Origin of the sequence: Bhargavaea ullalensis (assembly GCF_042432615.1) — a bacterium.
Classification (GTDB): Bacteria; Bacillota; Bacilli; order Bacillales_A; family Planococcaceae; genus Bhargavaea; species Bhargavaea ullalensis.
The window spans coordinates 99,653-116,465 of sequence record NZ_JBHLWY010000043.1; the positions used below are offsets into that span (position 1 = coordinate 99,653).

The 16,813-nt window shown below is 58.4% G+C and carries 19 protein-coding genes; 12 read left to right on the forward strand and 7 right to left on the reverse strand.

Features of this window, described 5'->3' with window-relative positions; all coding sequences use genetic code 11:
* The first annotated feature begins 7 nt into the window (after positions 1 to 7).
* Positions 8 to 640, forward strand: coding sequence for a thiamine phosphate synthase (gene thiE, locus ACFFIY_RS12505; RefSeq protein ID WP_354194825.1), 633 nt, complete (start codon positions 8 to 10; stop codon positions 638 to 640).
* A complete protein-coding gene (gene thiW, locus ACFFIY_RS12510; protein WP_354194348.1) occupies positions 637 to 1,131 on the forward strand; it encodes an energy coupling factor transporter S component ThiW in 495 nt (164 codons plus the stop codon). The genes thiE and thiW overlap by 4 nt, the downstream gene beginning before the upstream one ends.
* Before the next feature lie 25 nt (positions 1,132 to 1,156).
* Here thiW and ACFFIY_RS12515 read toward each other — a convergent pair whose 3' ends face one another.
* The gene (locus ACFFIY_RS12515; RefSeq protein WP_354194350.1) at positions 1,157 to 1,789 is read right to left on the reverse strand and encodes a YczE/YyaS/YitT family protein; all 633 of its coding nucleotides are present in this window, start codon (positions 1,787 to 1,789) and stop codon (positions 1,157 to 1,159) included.
* Positions 1,790 to 1,898: 109 nt separating this feature from the next.
* Between ACFFIY_RS12515 and ACFFIY_RS12520 the strand changes: the two genes are divergently transcribed.
* Both ACFFIY_RS12520 and ACFFIY_RS12525 read left to right on the forward strand, forming a co-directional pair.
* Complete coding sequence (locus ACFFIY_RS12520) at positions 1,899 to 2,351, forward strand: MarR family winged helix-turn-helix transcriptional regulator (RefSeq protein WP_354194352.1); 453 nt, start codon at positions 1,899 to 1,901, stop codon at positions 2,349 to 2,351.
* A 27-nt stretch (positions 2,352 to 2,378) separates the two neighbouring features.
* Positions 2,379 to 2,894, forward strand: coding sequence for a GNAT family N-acetyltransferase (locus ACFFIY_RS12525; protein WP_354194354.1), 516 nt, complete (start codon positions 2,379 to 2,381; stop codon positions 2,892 to 2,894).
* A gap of 40 nt (positions 2,895 to 2,934) precedes the next feature.
* Here ACFFIY_RS12525 and ACFFIY_RS12530 read toward each other — a convergent pair whose 3' ends face one another.
* A complete protein-coding gene (locus ACFFIY_RS12530) occupies positions 2,935 to 3,117 on the reverse strand; it encodes a histidine kinase (RefSeq protein WP_354194356.1) in 183 nt (60 codons plus the stop codon).
* A gap of 46 nt (positions 3,118 to 3,163) precedes the next feature.
* Positions 3,164 to 3,478 carry a hypothetical protein gene (locus ACFFIY_RS12535; protein ID WP_354194358.1) on the reverse strand — a complete coding sequence of 105 codons (315 nt, stop codon included), beginning with the start codon at positions 3,476 to 3,478 and terminating at the stop codon, positions 3,164 to 3,166.
* A gap of 151 nt (positions 3,479 to 3,629) precedes the next feature.
* On the opposite strand from ACFFIY_RS12535, the gene ACFFIY_RS12540 reads away from it, so the two are divergent.
* On the forward strand, positions 3,630 to 4,034 hold the full coding sequence (locus ACFFIY_RS12540) for a thiol-disulfide oxidoreductase DCC family protein (RefSeq protein WP_354194360.1): 405 nt from the start codon (positions 3,630 to 3,632) through the stop codon (positions 4,032 to 4,034).
* Positions 4,035 to 4,106: 72 nt separating this feature from the next.
* Here the strand turns inward: ACFFIY_RS12540 and ACFFIY_RS12545 are convergent, their stop codons facing one another.
* The 3 genes from ACFFIY_RS12545 to ACFFIY_RS12555 all read right to left on the reverse strand — a co-directional run bounded on the left by ACFFIY_RS12545 (position 4,107) and on the right by ACFFIY_RS12555 (position 6,121).
* Entirely contained in the window at positions 4,107 to 4,232 is a 126-nt protein-coding gene (locus tag ACFFIY_RS12545) for an LPXTG cell wall anchor domain-containing protein (protein ID WP_354194362.1), read from the reverse strand.
* Positions 4,233 to 4,288: 56 nt separating this feature from the next.
* A complete protein-coding gene (locus ACFFIY_RS12550) occupies positions 4,289 to 5,488 on the reverse strand; it encodes a DUF3238 domain-containing protein (RefSeq protein ID WP_354194364.1) in 1,200 nt (399 codons plus the stop codon).
* A gap of 126 nt (positions 5,489 to 5,614) precedes the next feature.
* The gene (locus ACFFIY_RS12555; protein ID WP_354194366.1) at positions 5,615 to 6,121 is read right to left on the reverse strand and encodes a hypothetical protein; all 507 of its coding nucleotides are present in this window, start codon (positions 6,119 to 6,121) and stop codon (positions 5,615 to 5,617) included.
* Positions 6,122 to 6,328: 207 nt separating this feature from the next.
* On the opposite strand from ACFFIY_RS12555, the gene ACFFIY_RS12560 reads away from it, so the two are divergent.
* On the forward strand, positions 6,329 to 8,026 hold the full coding sequence (locus tag ACFFIY_RS12560; RefSeq protein ID WP_354194368.1) for a hypothetical protein: 1,698 nt from the start codon (positions 6,329 to 6,331) through the stop codon (positions 8,024 to 8,026).
* Between the two features lie 199 nt (positions 8,027 to 8,225).
* Here the strand turns inward: ACFFIY_RS12560 and ACFFIY_RS12565 are convergent, their stop codons facing one another.
* Positions 8,226 to 8,822, reverse strand: coding sequence for a GNAT family N-acetyltransferase (locus ACFFIY_RS12565; RefSeq protein ID WP_354194827.1), 597 nt, complete (start codon positions 8,820 to 8,822; stop codon positions 8,226 to 8,228).
* Positions 8,823 to 9,137: 315 nt separating this feature from the next.
* Here ACFFIY_RS12565 and ACFFIY_RS12570 point away from each other — a divergent pair, with 315 nt between their 5' ends.
* The 6 genes from ACFFIY_RS12570 (at position 9,138) to ACFFIY_RS12595 (ending at position 16,769) form a co-directional block, all read left to right on the forward strand.
* A complete protein-coding gene (locus tag ACFFIY_RS12570) occupies positions 9,138 to 9,671 on the forward strand; it encodes a CtsR family transcriptional regulator (protein WP_354194370.1) in 534 nt (177 codons plus the stop codon).
* A complete protein-coding gene (locus tag ACFFIY_RS12575; RefSeq protein ID WP_354194372.1) occupies positions 9,592 to 10,254 on the forward strand; it encodes a UvrB/UvrC motif-containing protein in 663 nt (220 codons plus the stop codon). Before ACFFIY_RS12570 ends, ACFFIY_RS12575 begins: the two co-directional genes overlap by 80 nt.
* On the forward strand, positions 10,241 to 11,320 hold the full coding sequence (gene mcsB / locus ACFFIY_RS12580; protein ID WP_354194374.1) for a protein-arginine kinase McsB: 1,080 nt from the start codon (positions 10,241 to 10,243) through the stop codon (positions 11,318 to 11,320). Before ACFFIY_RS12575 ends, mcsB begins: the two co-directional genes overlap by 14 nt.
* A gap of 197 nt (positions 11,321 to 11,517) precedes the next feature.
* Entirely contained in the window at positions 11,518 to 13,983 is a 2,466-nt protein-coding gene (clpC, locus tag ACFFIY_RS12585; protein WP_354194376.1) for an ATP-dependent protease ATP-binding subunit ClpC, read from the forward strand.
* An 84-nt stretch (positions 13,984 to 14,067) separates the two neighbouring features.
* Complete coding sequence (gene radA / locus ACFFIY_RS12590) at positions 14,068 to 15,438, forward strand: DNA repair protein RadA (RefSeq protein ID WP_354194377.1); 1,371 nt, start codon at positions 14,068 to 14,070, stop codon at positions 15,436 to 15,438.
* A 251-nt stretch (positions 15,439 to 15,689) separates the two neighbouring features.
* Complete coding sequence (locus ACFFIY_RS12595) at positions 15,690 to 16,769, forward strand: PIN/TRAM domain-containing protein (protein WP_354194379.1); 1,080 nt, start codon at positions 15,690 to 15,692, stop codon at positions 16,767 to 16,769.
* Positions 16,770 to 16,813: the final 44 nt, after the last annotated feature.

Here is a 16,813-nt window from a genome sequence, read left to right on the forward strand (position 1 = left end):
TTTTATCATGGGAAGCGGCAATACGGCGGGCCGCGACCCGCTCGCCGTGCTCGGATCGGCGCTTCGCGGCGGCGTGACCTGCTTTCAGCTCCGCGAAAAAGGGCCGGGCGCGCTGAAAGGGGAGCCTCTTGCGGACTTTGCCGCCGGCTGCCGGGATCTTTGCCGGCAGTACGGGGTCCCGTTCATCGTCAATGATGACCTGGAACTGGCGGTTGCGACCGGCGCCGACGGACTGCACATCGGCCAGGAAGACGGAAATGCGGCAGAGATCCGCCGCCGGATCGGCAACCGGATGATCCTTGGCGTCTCGGCCCACGACGTAAACGAAGCGGCCGCCGCCCGTTCCGCCGGCGCAGATTACCTCGGCATGGGGCCAGTCTACGGGACGCGGTCCAAACCAGATGCCCGGGCCGCCTCCGGCACTGAACTTATCACCAGCGCAAAGTCCGCTTACCCGGACCTTCCGATTGTCGGCATCGGAGGCATTCGGGAAGACAACGCGGCGCCCGTCATTGAAGCCGGTGCATCCGGGGTCTCGGTGATCAGTGCGATTGCGCATGCGGGCGATCCGGAACGGGCCGCGCGGGAACTCCGCCAGGCGGTCCGGGAAGCACTTGAGCCAGGAAAGGTTTCGAAATGAACGGCAAGACGAAAAAGCTCATGCTCATGGCGATGTTCACGGCAATCGCGGTCGCCGGCTCGGTGTTCGTTTCGTTTCCGGCCGGTGTCGCGCGGGCCTTCCCCGTCCAGCACGCCGTGAACGTGATCGCCGCCGTTATGCTCGGACCGGCCCCTGCAGTCGGGATCGCCTTTCTCACGGCACTTGTCCGGATTTTGACCGGAACCGGCTCGCTGCTCGCCTTCCCGGGCGGCATGATCGGCGCCCTGCTGGCCGGACTGTTTTTCCGGAAAACCGGACGCGTCTGGACGGCCGCCGCAGGAGAGATGGCAGGCACGGGCATCATCGCGTCGCTCGTCGCCGCCCCGTATGCGAACATCCTGATGGGCGCCTCGGCGGGTGCGCTGTTCTTCCTGCCGGCATTTCTCGTCTCCAGCGTGAGCGGCGCCCTCATCGGCTTTGTGCTCGTGCACCGGCTGGAAGGTGCGGCTTCGAGGCTGCTGACGCACTGAACCTTAAAAAAGGACCTTTTCCTTCTCAATGAGGGAAAGGGTCCTTTGCATTTTGTGCATGTCTCTGCAGCAAAGGATTGATCCATTTCCCCGCATACGGAGCAAAGAAGTTCAGGAGAAGTCCTCCAAAGCAGACTGTCAGGACGGTACCGATTCCGATTGGCCCCCCGGCGGCCAATGCAAACGCAAGGAACAGTGCGTAAATCAACGTTCTGGCCATGAACAGATTTGGGCGGACCATCTTGCGGATGATGAGCGTCAAGCGGTCAACGGGGACCGGCGCAAAGTTTGTATGCAGATAAACCGCGTTGCCGAACCCGATGAACAGCATGCCGAAGAAAAAGCCGAGAAACGGGAGTGCCCCGTTCACCGGCAAATGGAATCCGTTGAGAAGAAACAGCCAAAGGTCGATTCCGGCACCGGTGATCAAGGCGGTCACAAGGCCGAGGAGCTCCGGACGCTGCCGGGACAACAGGGAATTCGTGCCGATCAGGGCGAGCGCAATGAGGATTTCCCAGCTGCCGACCGTGAGGCCCACATTCCTCGACAGTCCGACGAGCATGGCATCAAACGGAGAAGTTCCGAAATCCGAACGGATGGTGAGCGAGATGCCGAATGTCAGGATGAAAATACCGGACGCGTAAAACAAATACCTCATGCCGGTCGCTCCCTTCTGATGTTATTGTTGCAAGTGCAACAAAGAAGCGCTAAATTGAATATAAGACGCTTTGGTTGCAAATGCAACATAAATTGAAAGGAGACGGCTCATGAATGATATTCTCCGTGAAATCGGAATGATCGCCAGGGCACTTGATTCCATCAGCAACATTGAGTTCAAGGAAATTGACCTGACGAAGGGCCAGTATTTATATGTGGTCCGGATTTGTGAAAACCCGGGGATCATCCAGGAGAAGCTCGCCGAAATGATCAAAGTGGACCGGACGACTGCGGCGCGCGCAGTGAAGAAGCTGGAGTCAAACGGGTTTATTGAAAAGCGGGAGGATGGGCAAAACCGGAAAATCAAACGGCTGTACCCGACTGTCATGGGTGAAGACATCTACCCGTTCATCATCCGTGAAAATGAGCATTCCAGGCACGTGGCGCTGGAAGGACTTTCGGAAGAAGAAATCCGGATTGCCGAAGACCTCCTCTTCAGGATCAGGAAGAATGTCGAAGAAGACTGGGAGCATGTTAAAAAAGGGAACCGGCGGGAGTACTGAGCAGGCCGGGAAAGGGGAGAAAAAGAGATGAAGGCGGAAATAGTAAAGTGCGGTGCGGAGGACCTGGAGGCAATCCGGGCAGTGGGAATAGACACGTACGAGGAGACATTCGGGGCGCACAATCCGCAAGAAATCATGCGGGCCTACATTGAAACTGCGTTCGCGCCGGAAAAACTGGCCGCCGAACTGGCCGAACCGCAATCGGAGTTTTTCCTGGTTTTCGCAGAAGGGGAAGCTGCGGGCTACCTGAAAGTAAACACAGGGACTGCCCAGACTGAAAAGATGGGCAAAGACGCCATGGAAGTCGAGCGCATCTACATCCGCTCGAAGTTCAAGGGCAGGGGACTGGGCAGGCAACTGATGGATTTGGCCGTCAAGCTGGCCGGGGAACGAGGCAAGACCAGACTCTGGCTCGGTGTCTGGGAACATAACCCGGACGCCATCCGGTTCTACGAAAAATCCGGCTTTGTTCAGACCGGATCCCATTCATTTTTCATGGGAACCGATGAACAGCGCGACCTGGTTATGACAAAAAGGTTGTGATCGAGCAATAAAAAACCCCCGCAAAAGCGGGGGGCAGCGCCTATTCCTTCGGTTCTTCAGGGAAGAGGAACCAGGAGAGGACGCCGCTGAGAAGGGCGGCGCCGACCGCCATGTAGAGGCGGTGGAGTTCCGGGACGTCCTGGAACTCCTTGTTCAAATACCACCAGGCGACGCCGGCGACGATGAGCATGATCGGTATGGCGAATGTGAGTGCACGTTTCAATGGTGTCATCCTTTAACTGGTTGAGTTAAGGATAGTTTATCATAACTCAGTAGCCGCCGCCTTGAAAGCCGCCGGGACCTCCGAAGCCCGGTCCGCCAAAGCCCGGTCTGCCGAAGCCGGGATTCGCGTAAATGTTGCGGCCCGGAACCGTAGTGGACGTTTCGGTGAAGTAGTGTCGCGGCACATTGACGATATTCTGCCGGTTGACGTTGACGATCGGGTGAACGAACGGTACTTCACACTCAGTGAAGGAGTCGTGGAACCGGTACGTCGGCGGGCAGACGATCGGGCACCGGCCGTGCGATCCGCCGTGTTGCATGTGATGAGAGTGGCAGCGGTGGTGATGATGGTGGCGATTCATGGAAACACACCTCCTTCCCTGTTCCTTCTATTACATGCAGCAAGGACCCGGGACAGGTAGACGCGCGTCACGGCCCGCTCCGGTTTGTCTGCAAGAATAGCGGGAATACATGAAGAAACACTGTGAATCCGGCTGAAAAGGAGGAACCCGCATGGCAAAGGAACGGATTGTGCTGTTCGACGGGGAATGCAACTTCTGTGATAAAAGCGTCCAGTTCATCATCAAGCGCGACCCCGCCGGACATTTCAAATATGCTTCATTGCAAAGCGACGTCGGCCAGGAACTGAGAAAGAAGCACCGCATCCCGGATGACGTCGACTCGATGGTGCTGATCGAGGGGGACCGGGCGTACACGAAGTCGGCCGCCGCCCTTCACATCGCCAAGAAGCTCGACGGGCTCTGGCATCTGCTGTTCCTGTTCATACTTGTCCCCAAACCGATTCGCGACCGTGCATACGATTACGTCGCGGCCAACCGGTTCAAGTGGTTCGGCAAGAAGCAGGTGGATGCCTGCATGCTTCCGCCGCCAGACATCAGAAAGCGATTTTTGGCTTAAAAAACGTCATTAAAAGGCTGCACGGAATCCGGAATTCATCCGGTTCCCGTGCAGCCTGTTTGATTTGCCTCCTCACCGGTTCTTCCTTTTCCTCCTAAGGAAAAAGAACAGGGCGAGAAGCAAAATGATCACCAAGCCGACGATGACCAGTGCCGGCGTGTCATAGATGATGAAATGCGAGTCTTTCGTTTCGTACATGCCTTCACCTTCCCGTCCTCACCCTGCACGGTGCCGTTTCGCTTCATTTCCCGCGCTCACTCAAAGCTAGACGTGTTCCAATGCTGGTAGGCGATCACCTCGGACATGTGGGCGAGTCCTTTTGACTCGGCACGGTGGATCGGGAACCAGCCGTCACCCTTGTCGAGATACACTTCATGATGGGGGGCCTGGTCATGGTAGCCGGTCACTTCGAACGTGCCGTGTTGGCGGAGCACCGCATGGACTTCGTAGTCGATCGTCGGGGCGGGGGTGATCGGGTTGCCGACGGAGTGCTCGAGAACGAATCCGAATTCCCGGCCGTCATGCTCAAGCGGCTCGATCGTGAAGTCCTCGATCGACGCGCGGCCCTCTTCCCGCTTGCGGCCCGAGATCCCGTAGGCGACCGTTTTCCCCGCTTCTTTCGTGAAGACGAGCGGATACCCGCGGTCCGTGTACGACAGTGTCACGTCGGCACGCGTCCGGAAACTTTCGCCTTCCGGATCGAATTCCCTGCCGTCACCGTCGAATGTCCGGTTCGGCGACAGGATGTTCGGATTGCTGATTTTCTCTTCGGCAAGGAAAGTCGTATAGCGGAACTTCCAGCGGGAAACCGGATCCGGCTCGCGCCATTCCTCGACGGGCAGCAGCATCTCACTCGGCCGGCCGAGCATCTTGGTCATCCAGAATTCTTCGGTCACATCCTCTTTCGTGCTGGACTCCGGATTGAACAGGCCGGCAATCCGGCCGAGCATCGTCTTCGGGGAGCTCAGCGGCTCCTCGGACTCTTGCGCGGGCCGCTCCGCGCGGATGGCATAGACGCTCGGCGCATCTGGCACTTCACGGTCGATGAAATGGGTGCCCTCCGTCTGTTCGAGGAGGATTCCGTCGCGGTACACTTCATATTTCTTCACTTGAGGGATCTTCTCCCACGCCAGGGCGATTTGCGACTTTGCGACGATCGTGGTGAAGACGATCTGGCGGACCGGGTTGGCTGTGTCCTTTTTGGTCTTGAGGGCGGATGTCTGCATACGGATCACATCTGTGACCCGTTCACGGCCGTCCAGGCACTCGACCGCGTAATGATACATTTTCCCGTGCATGACGTCCTCGTCCGTAAAGTCACAGACCGGCCCTTCCTGCACAAGCCGGCCTTCCTTGTACACCCGGTACGACTCTCCCGGGTCATCCCAGTCAAACTCGATCAATCCCTCGCGGTGGACGACGGACCGGATCTCAAAACGGTCAGCTTGTTCCAACTCGCTCACACTCCTTTTTTCCCGGCGGCCCTTTCTCCGAGTATGGGGGCGCATCGTTTCCTCTATACCCGATTGCGGGGGAGTCTACCACATTCAGCCGGGAATCAGGGGTGCCCAAATTTTGACTCATCGCTTCAGCATCACGAGCTGGCGGTCTCGGAACCAGAGCGGAACCCGGACATCGGAACCTTCCAGACGGACATCGCGGTCCAGCTGTTCGTTCCTCGGCAGCCCCTCCTCGCCGGAAAGGCAGGTGTACAGCTCTGCTTCCTCCCCCGGAACCAACTCCCCGCGCAGGAATGCAAGCAGTTCATCCGTGCATTTTTGCACGGATTCCGGATTCCCTTCGAATATTCCGTCAACCTGGAGGACGAACGGCTTGGACACCGGCAGCCGATCGGCCGGCTCTCCGTCCACCGGCGTCAATGATACAAACACCGCGTCCAACTCCGTGTCATACACCCGCACGTCCTCATCCGCCAAATCAGCCAGCGATTTTTTATCCAGCAGATTCCGCCAGTCAGCCGGATCATCGGTCGGCGGCAGTTCCGAAAACTTTACGATCCGGACATTCTCCCCGAGATTGCCCGCTGGCAGCGGCCGGTCCGTCGCCAAGTAACTGTAAAAAGTCATGGAATTACCTCCTGTTCTGTGCTTGAAAAGATTCTCCGCTGAACCCTTGTAATCCTTGCAACAAGAAAAACAGGACTGCCTCTGTTCGGAATACGCCCGCCTAATTTTTTGTGCCCTGCAAAAAGAAATACTTCAGATTCTGAAACGCCGGTGCCGCTCCGTCCGTAGATGAAGAGAGAATCCAAAACGGAAAGAAGGGTCAGCCCCATGCTGAACTTGATTTTATTTTCATTGATCGCCGGGATCGTCCTCGCTTTGCTTGCCGTTCCGTTCCGGATGAGCCGGAAGGTAAAGGAAGACGGCAAGACGGCTTTGGTGAACGTGCGGACGTCGCCGCTCCTGGTCGGGACGGCGGTTGCCGCAGTCGTGATCGTGTTCGTCGTCTACTATGCCGGTAACATCGACCGGAACTGGACGTCGCTCTGGCCGGCGGTGCTCGTTGCCTCGCTGGCGGGGGCGGCCATGTCGGCTGGGAGCGAGCGGAAAGGGCGGACCGTGCTGTCGCTTGCGGCGCTCGTGTTCGCCGCCTATGTGCTGACTGCGCCGCTGTTTAACGCGGACCGGAAATACAAAGCCGTCGAAATGGACGAAGCCGTCGAGATTGCGGCTTTCGACGAGACGAAGACGCCGGCGAGCGTGCCGCCGAAATTCGCGCGGAACAAGATGAAGAAAGCGTTCGGACAGGTGCCGAACACCAGTTACTATGAGCTCGGAAAGCTGCAGATCCAGACGGTGAACGGAGAATTCGTCTACATCGCGCCGGTGGAGTTTGCGGGCTTCTTCAAATGGATGAACGCCGGAACGGTGCCGGGCTACTTCACAATGAGCGCAACCGACTCGGCCGACAATCCGAAGTTTGTGAAGACCGAGATGGCCTACACGCCGTCGTCCTATTTCCATAAAAACGTGGAGCGGCATATGCGCAACGCGGAGCCGGGCATGATTTATTACGGGGATGTGCAGCTGGAGGTCGATGACGACGGAAAGCCGCATTACATCCGGTCTTACGGAAACTTCATCTCCGCCCGGAACGGCTTTGACGTGAAAGGTGTCGTCGTCACCGATCCGCAAACCGGCAAGACGAAGCGGTATGCACTCAAGGACATCCCGGATTACATCGACGGGGCCGTCTCGCCGGAAGCCGTCAGCCTGGCGAACAGCTATTACGGAAATTACGTCCACGGTTTCTGGAACTCGAAATTCGGCAAGAAAGACGTGAAGCTGCCGTCCGACGAGGGCGTGGAAGCGAACGTCAGCCCGGTGTTCGATGAAACCGGTCATATGTATTACTTCACCGACTTCACGAGCCCGAAAGAGGAAGTGGACTCAATGCTCGGCTACTCGCTCACCGACGGCCGGACCGGCGAGGCAATTTACTACACAGGTGATCTTGAAGAGTCGTATATGGACTCGGCCGGTGCGCTGCAGATCATCGAAAAGAAATTCATCGAGAAGAAGTGGTCGGGCGAGATGCCGGTGCTGTACAACTTCTACGGCGAGGCCAGCTGGCTGACGCCGGTGCTCGACTCGAACGGCTTCCTGCAGAACTACTTCATCGTCTCGGCGGCCAACCCGGAAATCTCCGTGTATGCCAACTCGCCGAATGAAGCGCTGAAGCTGTACAAGACGGCGCTTCAAAGAGGGGGCTCCTCCGTCGACGGCGCATCCGGAGCCGAGGAGGCGAAGGCGGAAATGACCGTCAAGCGCGTCTACAAAGAACGCGCCGGCGACTTCACCCTCGTCTCGGTGCTCGGCGACGACGGCCGCAGCTTCCTCGCTTCTACCGAATCCGTCCCGCTCGCCGTCTATATCGAAGAAGGCGACCGGCTGAGCGTGACTTACCTCGAAACCGGCGAGCTGTTCCTGCCGGTGAAAGAACTCGACAACCTGTCGCTCGGAAAGTGAAAAACAGCCTCCGCCGCCGGAGGCTGTTTTAAATGGCAGGCCCGCCGCCGCCGAATGAGAATGTCCGGTAAAGCTGGCTGAGTGTCGGGATACGGCGCCCGAATGTCGGGAAACAGCTACCGTATGTCCGGCAGCCGTGTCCGCTCCGCGCGCCTAAAAAAAGACGCCCCCGTCCGTCATGACGGGGGCGTCTGATGCGTCAGACGGCGAACGGCTCGAGAAGGTCTTCTTTTTGTTCCTGCTTCCGGTGGAAGTCAAAGACGGCATCGGCCGGTTCGTATGAAACTCCGTAAAAGTCGGCATCCTTGTACGTATGGATTTCTTCGTATGTCCGGCGCATGCCGTTGAAGATCGCCTGCTCGACGGCTTCCTCTCCGGCGCCGTCGGGCGACCAGTAGAGGATTTCGAGATCATTTTTCTCGCCGGTGGCAAGGGAACGGCGGCTGTACCCGATCCGCCTCGCATGGCAGAAGCCCTCGCGCGCGTAAAATTTCAGCCGCTTGGACGTGTCTGTGTCGACATAATCGACCGGCTCGACTTCCAAGATCACCGGCTTGCCTTTCGCTTTCAGCTTCCGGATCAACTTGCCGCCGAGTCCTTGCCCGCGGGACTCGGACGAAACGTAAAGATAGTCAACGAACAGAAAATCATCGAATTCGGCATACATGAGAACATGATCCGGCCCTTCATCCTTGCCGTAGATGCCTTCCTTTTCCGCGAGCAATGTTTCCATGTGGGTCCGTGACTTCATTTCTTCAACGGGAAAGTACTCATTCAGCTTGTCATACCAGTTCAAAACTGCAGTCAAATTCAAATCTCCTCCGGTGTTTTGAAATTCATCCGGGGGTTTTTGTTTGAGGGGTCATTCCAAGAGGAAAAAACAGATGAGAAAAAATCCTCGTCGCGGATACTGGGGCAGAGACCCCGTCCACAACTTCTTCTTTACCCGCCGGCCAGCAGGGGCAAACCTGTTCCAACTGAAAAAGTCCTTTCTTATGAAAACAGGGCCGCGGCAAATCCGTTGCAACCGTCTGGAACGCATTGTATAATTAAGTCAAAGATAGTCAAAGTCAGCGGCCGGATGAGGCATGGAAGAAAAGAGGTGATTCCGTTGCGCAACATTTCGGACATTATTGAAGGATATTTGAAAGCCATCATCGAAACTGAACAGGACGGCATGGCGGAGATCAAGCGGAGCGAAGTGGCGGAGAAATTCCAGTGTGTCCCTTCGCAGATCAACTACGTCATCAACACCCGGTTTACGACCGAACGAGGCTATATGGTCGAAAGCAAGCGGGGGGGCGGCGGCTATATCCGCATCGTGAGAATCCGTCCGCACAGCCGGATTGATCTGATTGACCAGATCATCGGAACGATCAAGAAAGGGTCCACCCAGTCGATGGCGGAAGATGTGATCCGCCGGCTCATTGATGAAAAAGTGATTTCAAAGCGGGAGGCGAAGATGATGCTCGCCGCAGTGGACCGGATGACGCTCATCTCCCAGCTGCCCGAGCGTGATCTGCTGCGTTCACGCATCATCCAGGCCATGCTGATGACCCTGAAATATGAAGAAGCAGGCAACAGAGACGCGGCCGGCCGGAAAGAAACGGGCGGCGAGGCGGAAGGCGACGGCCGGAACGGCTGAAACCGCCGCCTACATCCGGAAAGAGGTGTTTGTTTTGATCTGTGACCACTGCCATGAACGGCCGGCATCGGTCGTTGTGACGCAAAGCAAAAACGGCAAGACGCAGGAGCGGCATCTGTGCGACGTCTGTGCGTCCCATTTCCATCCGTTCCAGGGCGACTTCGGAAGCGATCCGTTCGGCATACAGCAGTTTCTGGCCAATTGGATCGGCGGGGGGATCCCGCAACAGGCGGGCCGTCCGCAGAGCGTGGAGGAAGGGCCGGAATGCCCGACGTGCGGACTGACGTTCCGCCGGTTCCTTGAACGGGGAAAATTCGGCTGCCCGGACTGTTACGACGCATTCCGGAAAGAGCTGCCCCAAGTGTTCCGGAAAGTTCAGAACGGGCACGCGGAGCACACCGGAAAAGTGCCGGAAAGCTTCAGCGGCCGGGTGTCTGCAGAGCGGAAGATCGGAGAACTGAGGGGGCTCATGCAAGAGGCGATCGGCTCCGAGGAATTCGAGGAAGCTGCCAGGATCCGTGATGAGATTCGGGGCCTGGAGCGGAGTCTCGCGGAAGGAGGCGATTCCGGTGACGTCGATTGAGAAATTTTTGCAGAATGCCGTGACCCCCTGGATGGGAAGCCGCGGCGAGCATTCCGACATTGTGCTGTCGACGCGCATCCGGCTGGCGCGCAACCTTGCGGGGCACCGATTCCCGATCGACTTCAGCCGGGAAGAGGCCGAGGGAGTGGAGCGCCAGGCGGCAGCCGTCCTGACGGGCGAAGGGGAACCGTTCTCCTGCATCCGCATGGAGAGCATGCCGGCGCTGCAGCGGCAGGTGCTCGTCGAAAAGCACCTTATCAGCCCTCAGCTCGCCGACCCGGAACGTCCGGGGACGGTCATTCTGTCAGATGACGAATCGGTCAGCATCATGGTCAACGAAGAAGACCATATCCGCATCCAGGTGATCTACCCGGGCCTCCATCTGATGGAGGCGTTTGAGCGGGCGGATGAAATCGACGACCGGCTGGAGGCGAAACTCCCGTATGCGTTCGACGGGGACTTCGGCTATATCACGAGCTGTCCGACGAACACGGGCACGGGCCTGCGGGCTTCGGTCATGCTTCATCTGCCGGCCCTGTCGATGACGAACAACATGGCCAGGATCGCCCAGGCGGTCGCCAGGCTCGGCATGGTCGTCCGGGGAAGTTACGGGGAAGGCTCCGATGCACTCGGCAACGTCTACCAGGTATCGAACCAGATTACGCTCGGCAAGTCCGAACGCGACATCCTGAAGGATCTCCGCGACCTGACCGAACGGCTCATTGAGCAGGAAGAGCGTGCGCGCCGGGCACTCCGGGAGCGGTCGGCCGTGAAGCTGGAGGACCGGATCTGGCGCTCATACGGCATCCTGTGCAATGCGCGCGTGCTCGCAACCGATGAGGCGGCGACCCGGCTGTCGGACGTCCGCCTCGGCATCGACCTCGGCATCATCGAGGGCGTCGACGTCTCCGTTCTCAACGAACTCATGATCTTCATGCAGCCGGCATTTCTCCAGCAGTTTGCCGGGGAGAGCCTGCAGCCCGGAGAGCGCGACGTGTTCCGCGCCAAACTCATGCGCGAGCGGATCGCCATGGAGCGCGGCGAAAAAGACTCGCCGGAAGAATAAATCAATGACGGGGCTGCCGGAGCATATATTTTGAAAGGCGGCCCCTTCCGCGATATAATAGTCAAAGATAGTCAAAATCAATTTTGCGCTCTCCGGCGGTTTTATCCGCCGCCGAAAAGGGGAACGTTGACTTATAGAATCTGAATGTCGGCATGAAACTGCCTAAAGATCGATTACACAAGAAGAGAGGGATTTGCATGATGTTCAACCGCTTTACGCAACGCTCGCAAAAAGTGCTCCAGCTTGCCCAGGAAGAAGCGATCCGGATGCGCCACGATGCCATCGGGACTGAACATATCCTGCTCGGCCTCATCCGCGAGGGCGGCGGCATCGCCGCCAAGGCGCTCGAGGCGATCGGAGTGAATTTTGAAACGATCGAGGAGGGTGTCGAAAAGCTAGTCGGCACCGGAACGAAGGAAGTCGGCCCGATCATCCACTACACGCCGCGCGCAAAGAAAGTCATTGAACTTTCCCTGGACGAGTCGAGAAAGCTCGGCCATTCCTACGTCGGCACGGAACATATCCTCCTTGCGCTCATCCGTGAAGGGGAAGGAGTCGCGGCACGCGTCCTCGCCAACGCCGGCGTCAGCCTGAACAAGGCCCGCCAGCAAGTGCTCCAGCTGCTCGGCAGCAATGAAAACGGCCAGGGGCAGCCGGGTGCGGGAGGCGGCAACCCGTCCGCCAGCACGCCGACGCTCGACGGCCTGGCGCGCGACCTGACGGAAATCGCCCGCGAAGGAACGCTTGACCCGGTCATCGGCCGGTCAAAGGAAATCACGCGGGTCATCGAAGTCCTGTCCCGCCGGACGAAAAACAACCCGGTCCTCATCGGGGAGCCGGGCGTCGGTAAAACGGCGATTGCAGAAGGCCTCGCCCAGCAGATCGTCAACAACGAAGTTCCGGAAACGCTCCGTGACAAGCGGGTCATGACACTCGACATGGGCACGGTCGTCGCCGGCACGAAATACCGCGGCGAATTTGAAGACCGGCTGAAAAAAGTGATGGAAGAGATCCGCCAGGCCGGCAACATCATCCTGTTCATCGACGAGCTCCACACACTCATCGGTGCAGGCGGCGCAGAGGGTGCCATCGATGCGTCCAATATCCTCAAGCCGGCGCTCGCACGCGGAGAGCTCCAGTGCATCGGGGCCACGACGCTTGACGAGTACCGCAAATACATCGAGAAGGACGCTGCCCTCGAGCGCCGGTTCCAGCCGATCCAGGTTGACGAGCCGAACGTCGAGGACACGATCAAGATCATGTACGGCCTGCGGGACCGCTACGAGGCGCATCACCGCGTGAAAATCACGGACGAAGCGGTCGAAGCGGCCGCCAAGCTCTCTGATCGCTACATTTCCGACCGCTTCCTTCCGGACAAGGCGATCGACCTGATCGACGAAGCGGGATCGAAAGTGCGCCTGCGCTCGTTCACGACGCCGCCTGACCTCAAGGAACTGGAAGCGAAGCTCGACAGCATCCGCTCCGAGAAGAACGCGGCCGTCCAGAGCCAGGAATTCGAAAAAGCGGCTTCGTTCCGGGACAAGGAACAGAAGCTGAAAGAAGAGCTTGAAAAGACAAAAGAAGAATGGAAAGAAAAACAGGGCAAGAAAGAATCCGAAGTGACCGTCGATGACGTCGCGCAGGTCGTCTCCATGTGGACCGGCGTCCCGGTTTCGAAAATTGCCGAAACCGAAACGGCGAAGCTCCTCAACATGGAAGAGGAACTGCACAAGCGGGTCATCGGCCAGGACGAGGCGGTCGATGCGGTGTCCCGAGCCATCCGCCGTGCGCGTGCCGGCCTGAAGGATCCGAAGCGCCCGATCGGCTCATTCATCTTCCTCGGACCTACGGGCGTCGGGAAAACGGAACTCGCCCGCGCGCTTGCGGAAGTGATGTTCGGCGACGAGGATTCCATGATCCGGATCGACATGTCGGAGTACATGGAAAAACACTCGACTTCCCGGCTTGTCGGGTCGCCTCCAGGCTACGTCGGATTTGAAGAGGGCGGCCAGCTGACGGAGAAAGTCCGCCGCAAGCCATACTCGGTCATCCTGCTTGATGAGATCGAGAAGGCGCACCCGGATGTCTTCAATATCCTTCTGCAGGTGCTGGAAGACGGCCGCCTCACCGACTCGAAAGGCCGCACGGTCGACTTCCGCAACACGGTGCTCATCATGACGTCCAACGTCGGCGCCGAAACGCTGAAGCAGAACAAATACGTCGGCTTCAACATCCAGGACGGCAAGCAGGCGCACAAAGACATGAAGGATACGATGCTTTCCGAACTGAAAAAGGCGTTCCGCCCTGAATTCCTCAACCGTGTCGACGAAATGATCGTGTTCCACTCGCTGTCGAAAGACGAGCTCGGCCACATTGTCAACCTCATGGCCGACCAGCTCACGAAGCGGCTGTCTGAACAGGACATTGAGCTCGTGATCACGGAAGCCGCGAAGGAAAAGATCGCCGACGAAGGATACGATCCGGAGTACGGTGCCCGTCCGCTCCGCCGCGCGCTGCAGAAAAACGTGGAAGACCGGCTGTCCGAAGAGCTCCTCAAAGGCGAAGTGCTCGCGGGTCACAAGGTCGTGTTCGATGTGGATGCGGACGGCGGGTATACTGTCCGGACCGAAGAGCCCGCAACTGCAGGAAATGCCAAAGAGTGATAGAATAAGAGTATAAAAAGAATGGTCAGGGCATCCCGTCCGCTTCACTGCGGCGGGATGTCTTTTCCGTGCCTGGAGGTCCAAATGGCAAAGAAGAAAACGAAGTTCATGTGCCGGGATTGCGGTTACGAATCGCCGAAGTGGATGGGCCGGTGCCCGGGCTGCGGCGAATGGAACACAATGGATGAGGAAGTCGAAATCGTCTCGAAAAACACAAGAGGCGCTTTCCGCACCGAGTCGGGGGCTGCCGCCAAGGCTTCCCCGATCACCTCGGTCGAGACACAGGAAGAGCCGCGCGTCGAGACGGCGTTCGACGAGCTCAACCGGGTGCTCGGCGGCGGAGTCGTACCCGGCTCGCTCGTCCTCATCGGCGGCGACCCGGGGATCGGGAAGTCGACGCTCCTGCTGCAGGTATCCTCGCTGCTGGCGGAAAAGGGCCGCCGGGTCCTGTATGTGTCCGGTGAGGAATCCGTCCGCCAGACAAAGCTGCGCGCGGAGCGGATCGGCGTCACGTCTCCCGAGCTTTATATTTATTCCGAAACGGACATGGAGCACATCAAGCAGTCGATCGGGGATCTGAAGCCCGAATTCGTCATCGTCGACTCGATCCAGACGGTGCATCATCCCGACATCACATCCGCACCGGGGAGCGTGAGCCAGGTGCGCGAGTGCACCGCGGAGCTCATGCGGATCGCCAAGACGACGGGCACGGCGATTTTCCTCGTCGGCCACGTCACGAAGGAAGGCCAGATCGCCGGGCCGCGGCTGCTCGAGCACATGGTTGATACGGTGCTGTACTTTGAGGGCGAGCGCCATCACACGTACCGGATCCTGCGCAGCGTCAAGAACCGGTTCGGCTCGACGAACGAGATGGCGATCTTTGAAATGATCCAAGCGGGCCTCAAGGAAGTGCTCAATCCGTCGGAACTGTTCCTGCAGGAGCGCTCGCAGGGGGCTGCCGGCTCGACCGTCGTCTGCTCGATGGAAGGCACGCGCCCGATCCTCGTCGAAATCCAGGCGCTTGTCACCCAGTCCAGCTTCAATTATCCGAAACGGATGGCGACCGGCCTTGACCAGAACCGGATTTCACTTCTCATGGCGGTGCTCGAGAAGCGGATGAACATGCTGCTGCAGACGTCCGACGCCTACATCAAGGTTGCGGGCGGTGCGAAGCTTGACGAACCGGCAATCGACCTCGCCGTCCTGACGAGCATCGTCTCCAGTTACCGCGACAAAGCGGTGAGCCCGTATGATGTGTTCATCGGCGAAGTCGGCCTGACGGGCGAGGTCCGCCGGGTGTCCCGGATCGAGCAGCGCGTCATCGAGGCGAAGAAGCTCGGCTTCAAGCGGGCGATCGTCCCGGCGTCCAACCTGGGCGGCTGGGATTATCCCGAAGGCATCACCGTCGTCGGCGTCAATACAGTCGCCGAAGCGCTCAACGAAGCGTTCAAATGACGCGGGGAGCCGGAACAAGCGGCTGGCCGGCTGCATACAATTGGAAGAAGGCGGTTCCGTTGCCACGCGCAGCGGTTCCGTCTTTTTTTATTTCCGCCGGGATAAAGGGTTTTGGTGAATGATTGCGAAACTTTCAAGAGAGCGGAAACGTCCTAATCCTGTATGCGCCGGGGGTTTCGGGCCCTTACGCTCCGGGAAAGGAAGTTCATCGCCCGAACGTGTATAATTTAGGAAGAGGAGGTGAATTTGAAATGCTCAATATTACCGTAAAAATTGCATACATCCTGATCGGGAGCACGCTTGGCGTCTTATTCCTTCCGTCTTTATTCGATTTCTTTTCCATTACACAGCCTTGGATTGCCAACGGATACACATCGGCGCTCATCGGCGCCATCCTGTTTTATCTGCTGAGCCTGCTTCTCGCCGAGCCGACCGTGAACTTCATCAAGTGGATGGAGGAACGGTTGCTCAAGGCGCCGGTCATCGATCTTTTATTCGGCACCATCGGCCTGGTCATCGGGCTGCTCGTCGCGTTCCTGCTCAGCTTTGCGGTCGGGGCAATCCGGCTTCCCGGTGTCACGGATGTACTGACGGTCATCCTGACGATCCTGCTCGGCTATCTCGGTTTCCAGGTCGGGTTCCAGAAACGGGAAGAGCTGCTGCAGATGTTCTCCCGGTCCGGTGGCGACCGGAAAAAAGCGGACGAATCCGCCCTGCCGGAAACGGCCACCCAGAAAATCCTCGACACGAGTGTCATCATCGACGGCCGGATTGCGGACATTTCGGCGACCGGCTTCCTCGAAGGGGAACTCATCATCCCGCAGTTTGTCCTCACCGAGCTTCAGCACATCGCCGATTCGTCCGATTCGCTGAAGCGGACAAAGGGGCGCCGCGGGCTTGACGTCCTGCGCCGCATCCAGGAAGAGCGCGCATCCGGCACGGTCATCACGGACGAAGATTTCGACGATGTGCCGGAGGTGGACATGAAACTCGTCCGCCTCGCCAAGAAAAACGGCGGGGTCGTCGTGACGAACGACTTCAACCTGAACAAGGTTTGCGAACTGCACCATGTCCGGGTGCTCAACATCAACGACCTTGCCAATGCCGTCAAGCCGGTCGTCATCCCGGGCGAGGAGATGCGTGTCACCGTCATCAAAGAAGGCAAGGAAATGAACCAGGGCGTCGCCTATCTCGACGACGGCACGATGATTGTCATCGAGAACGGCAAAAGCCAGATCGGCAAGCAGATCATCGTCACCGTGACGAGCGTCCTGCAGACTTCTGCCGGCCGGATGATCTTCGCCAAGCCGGAACTTCGGCTGAAAAACTGACGGAAGGCCGGGCGGTGATGCCTGCGCCTTCTGCCTTGATGGAG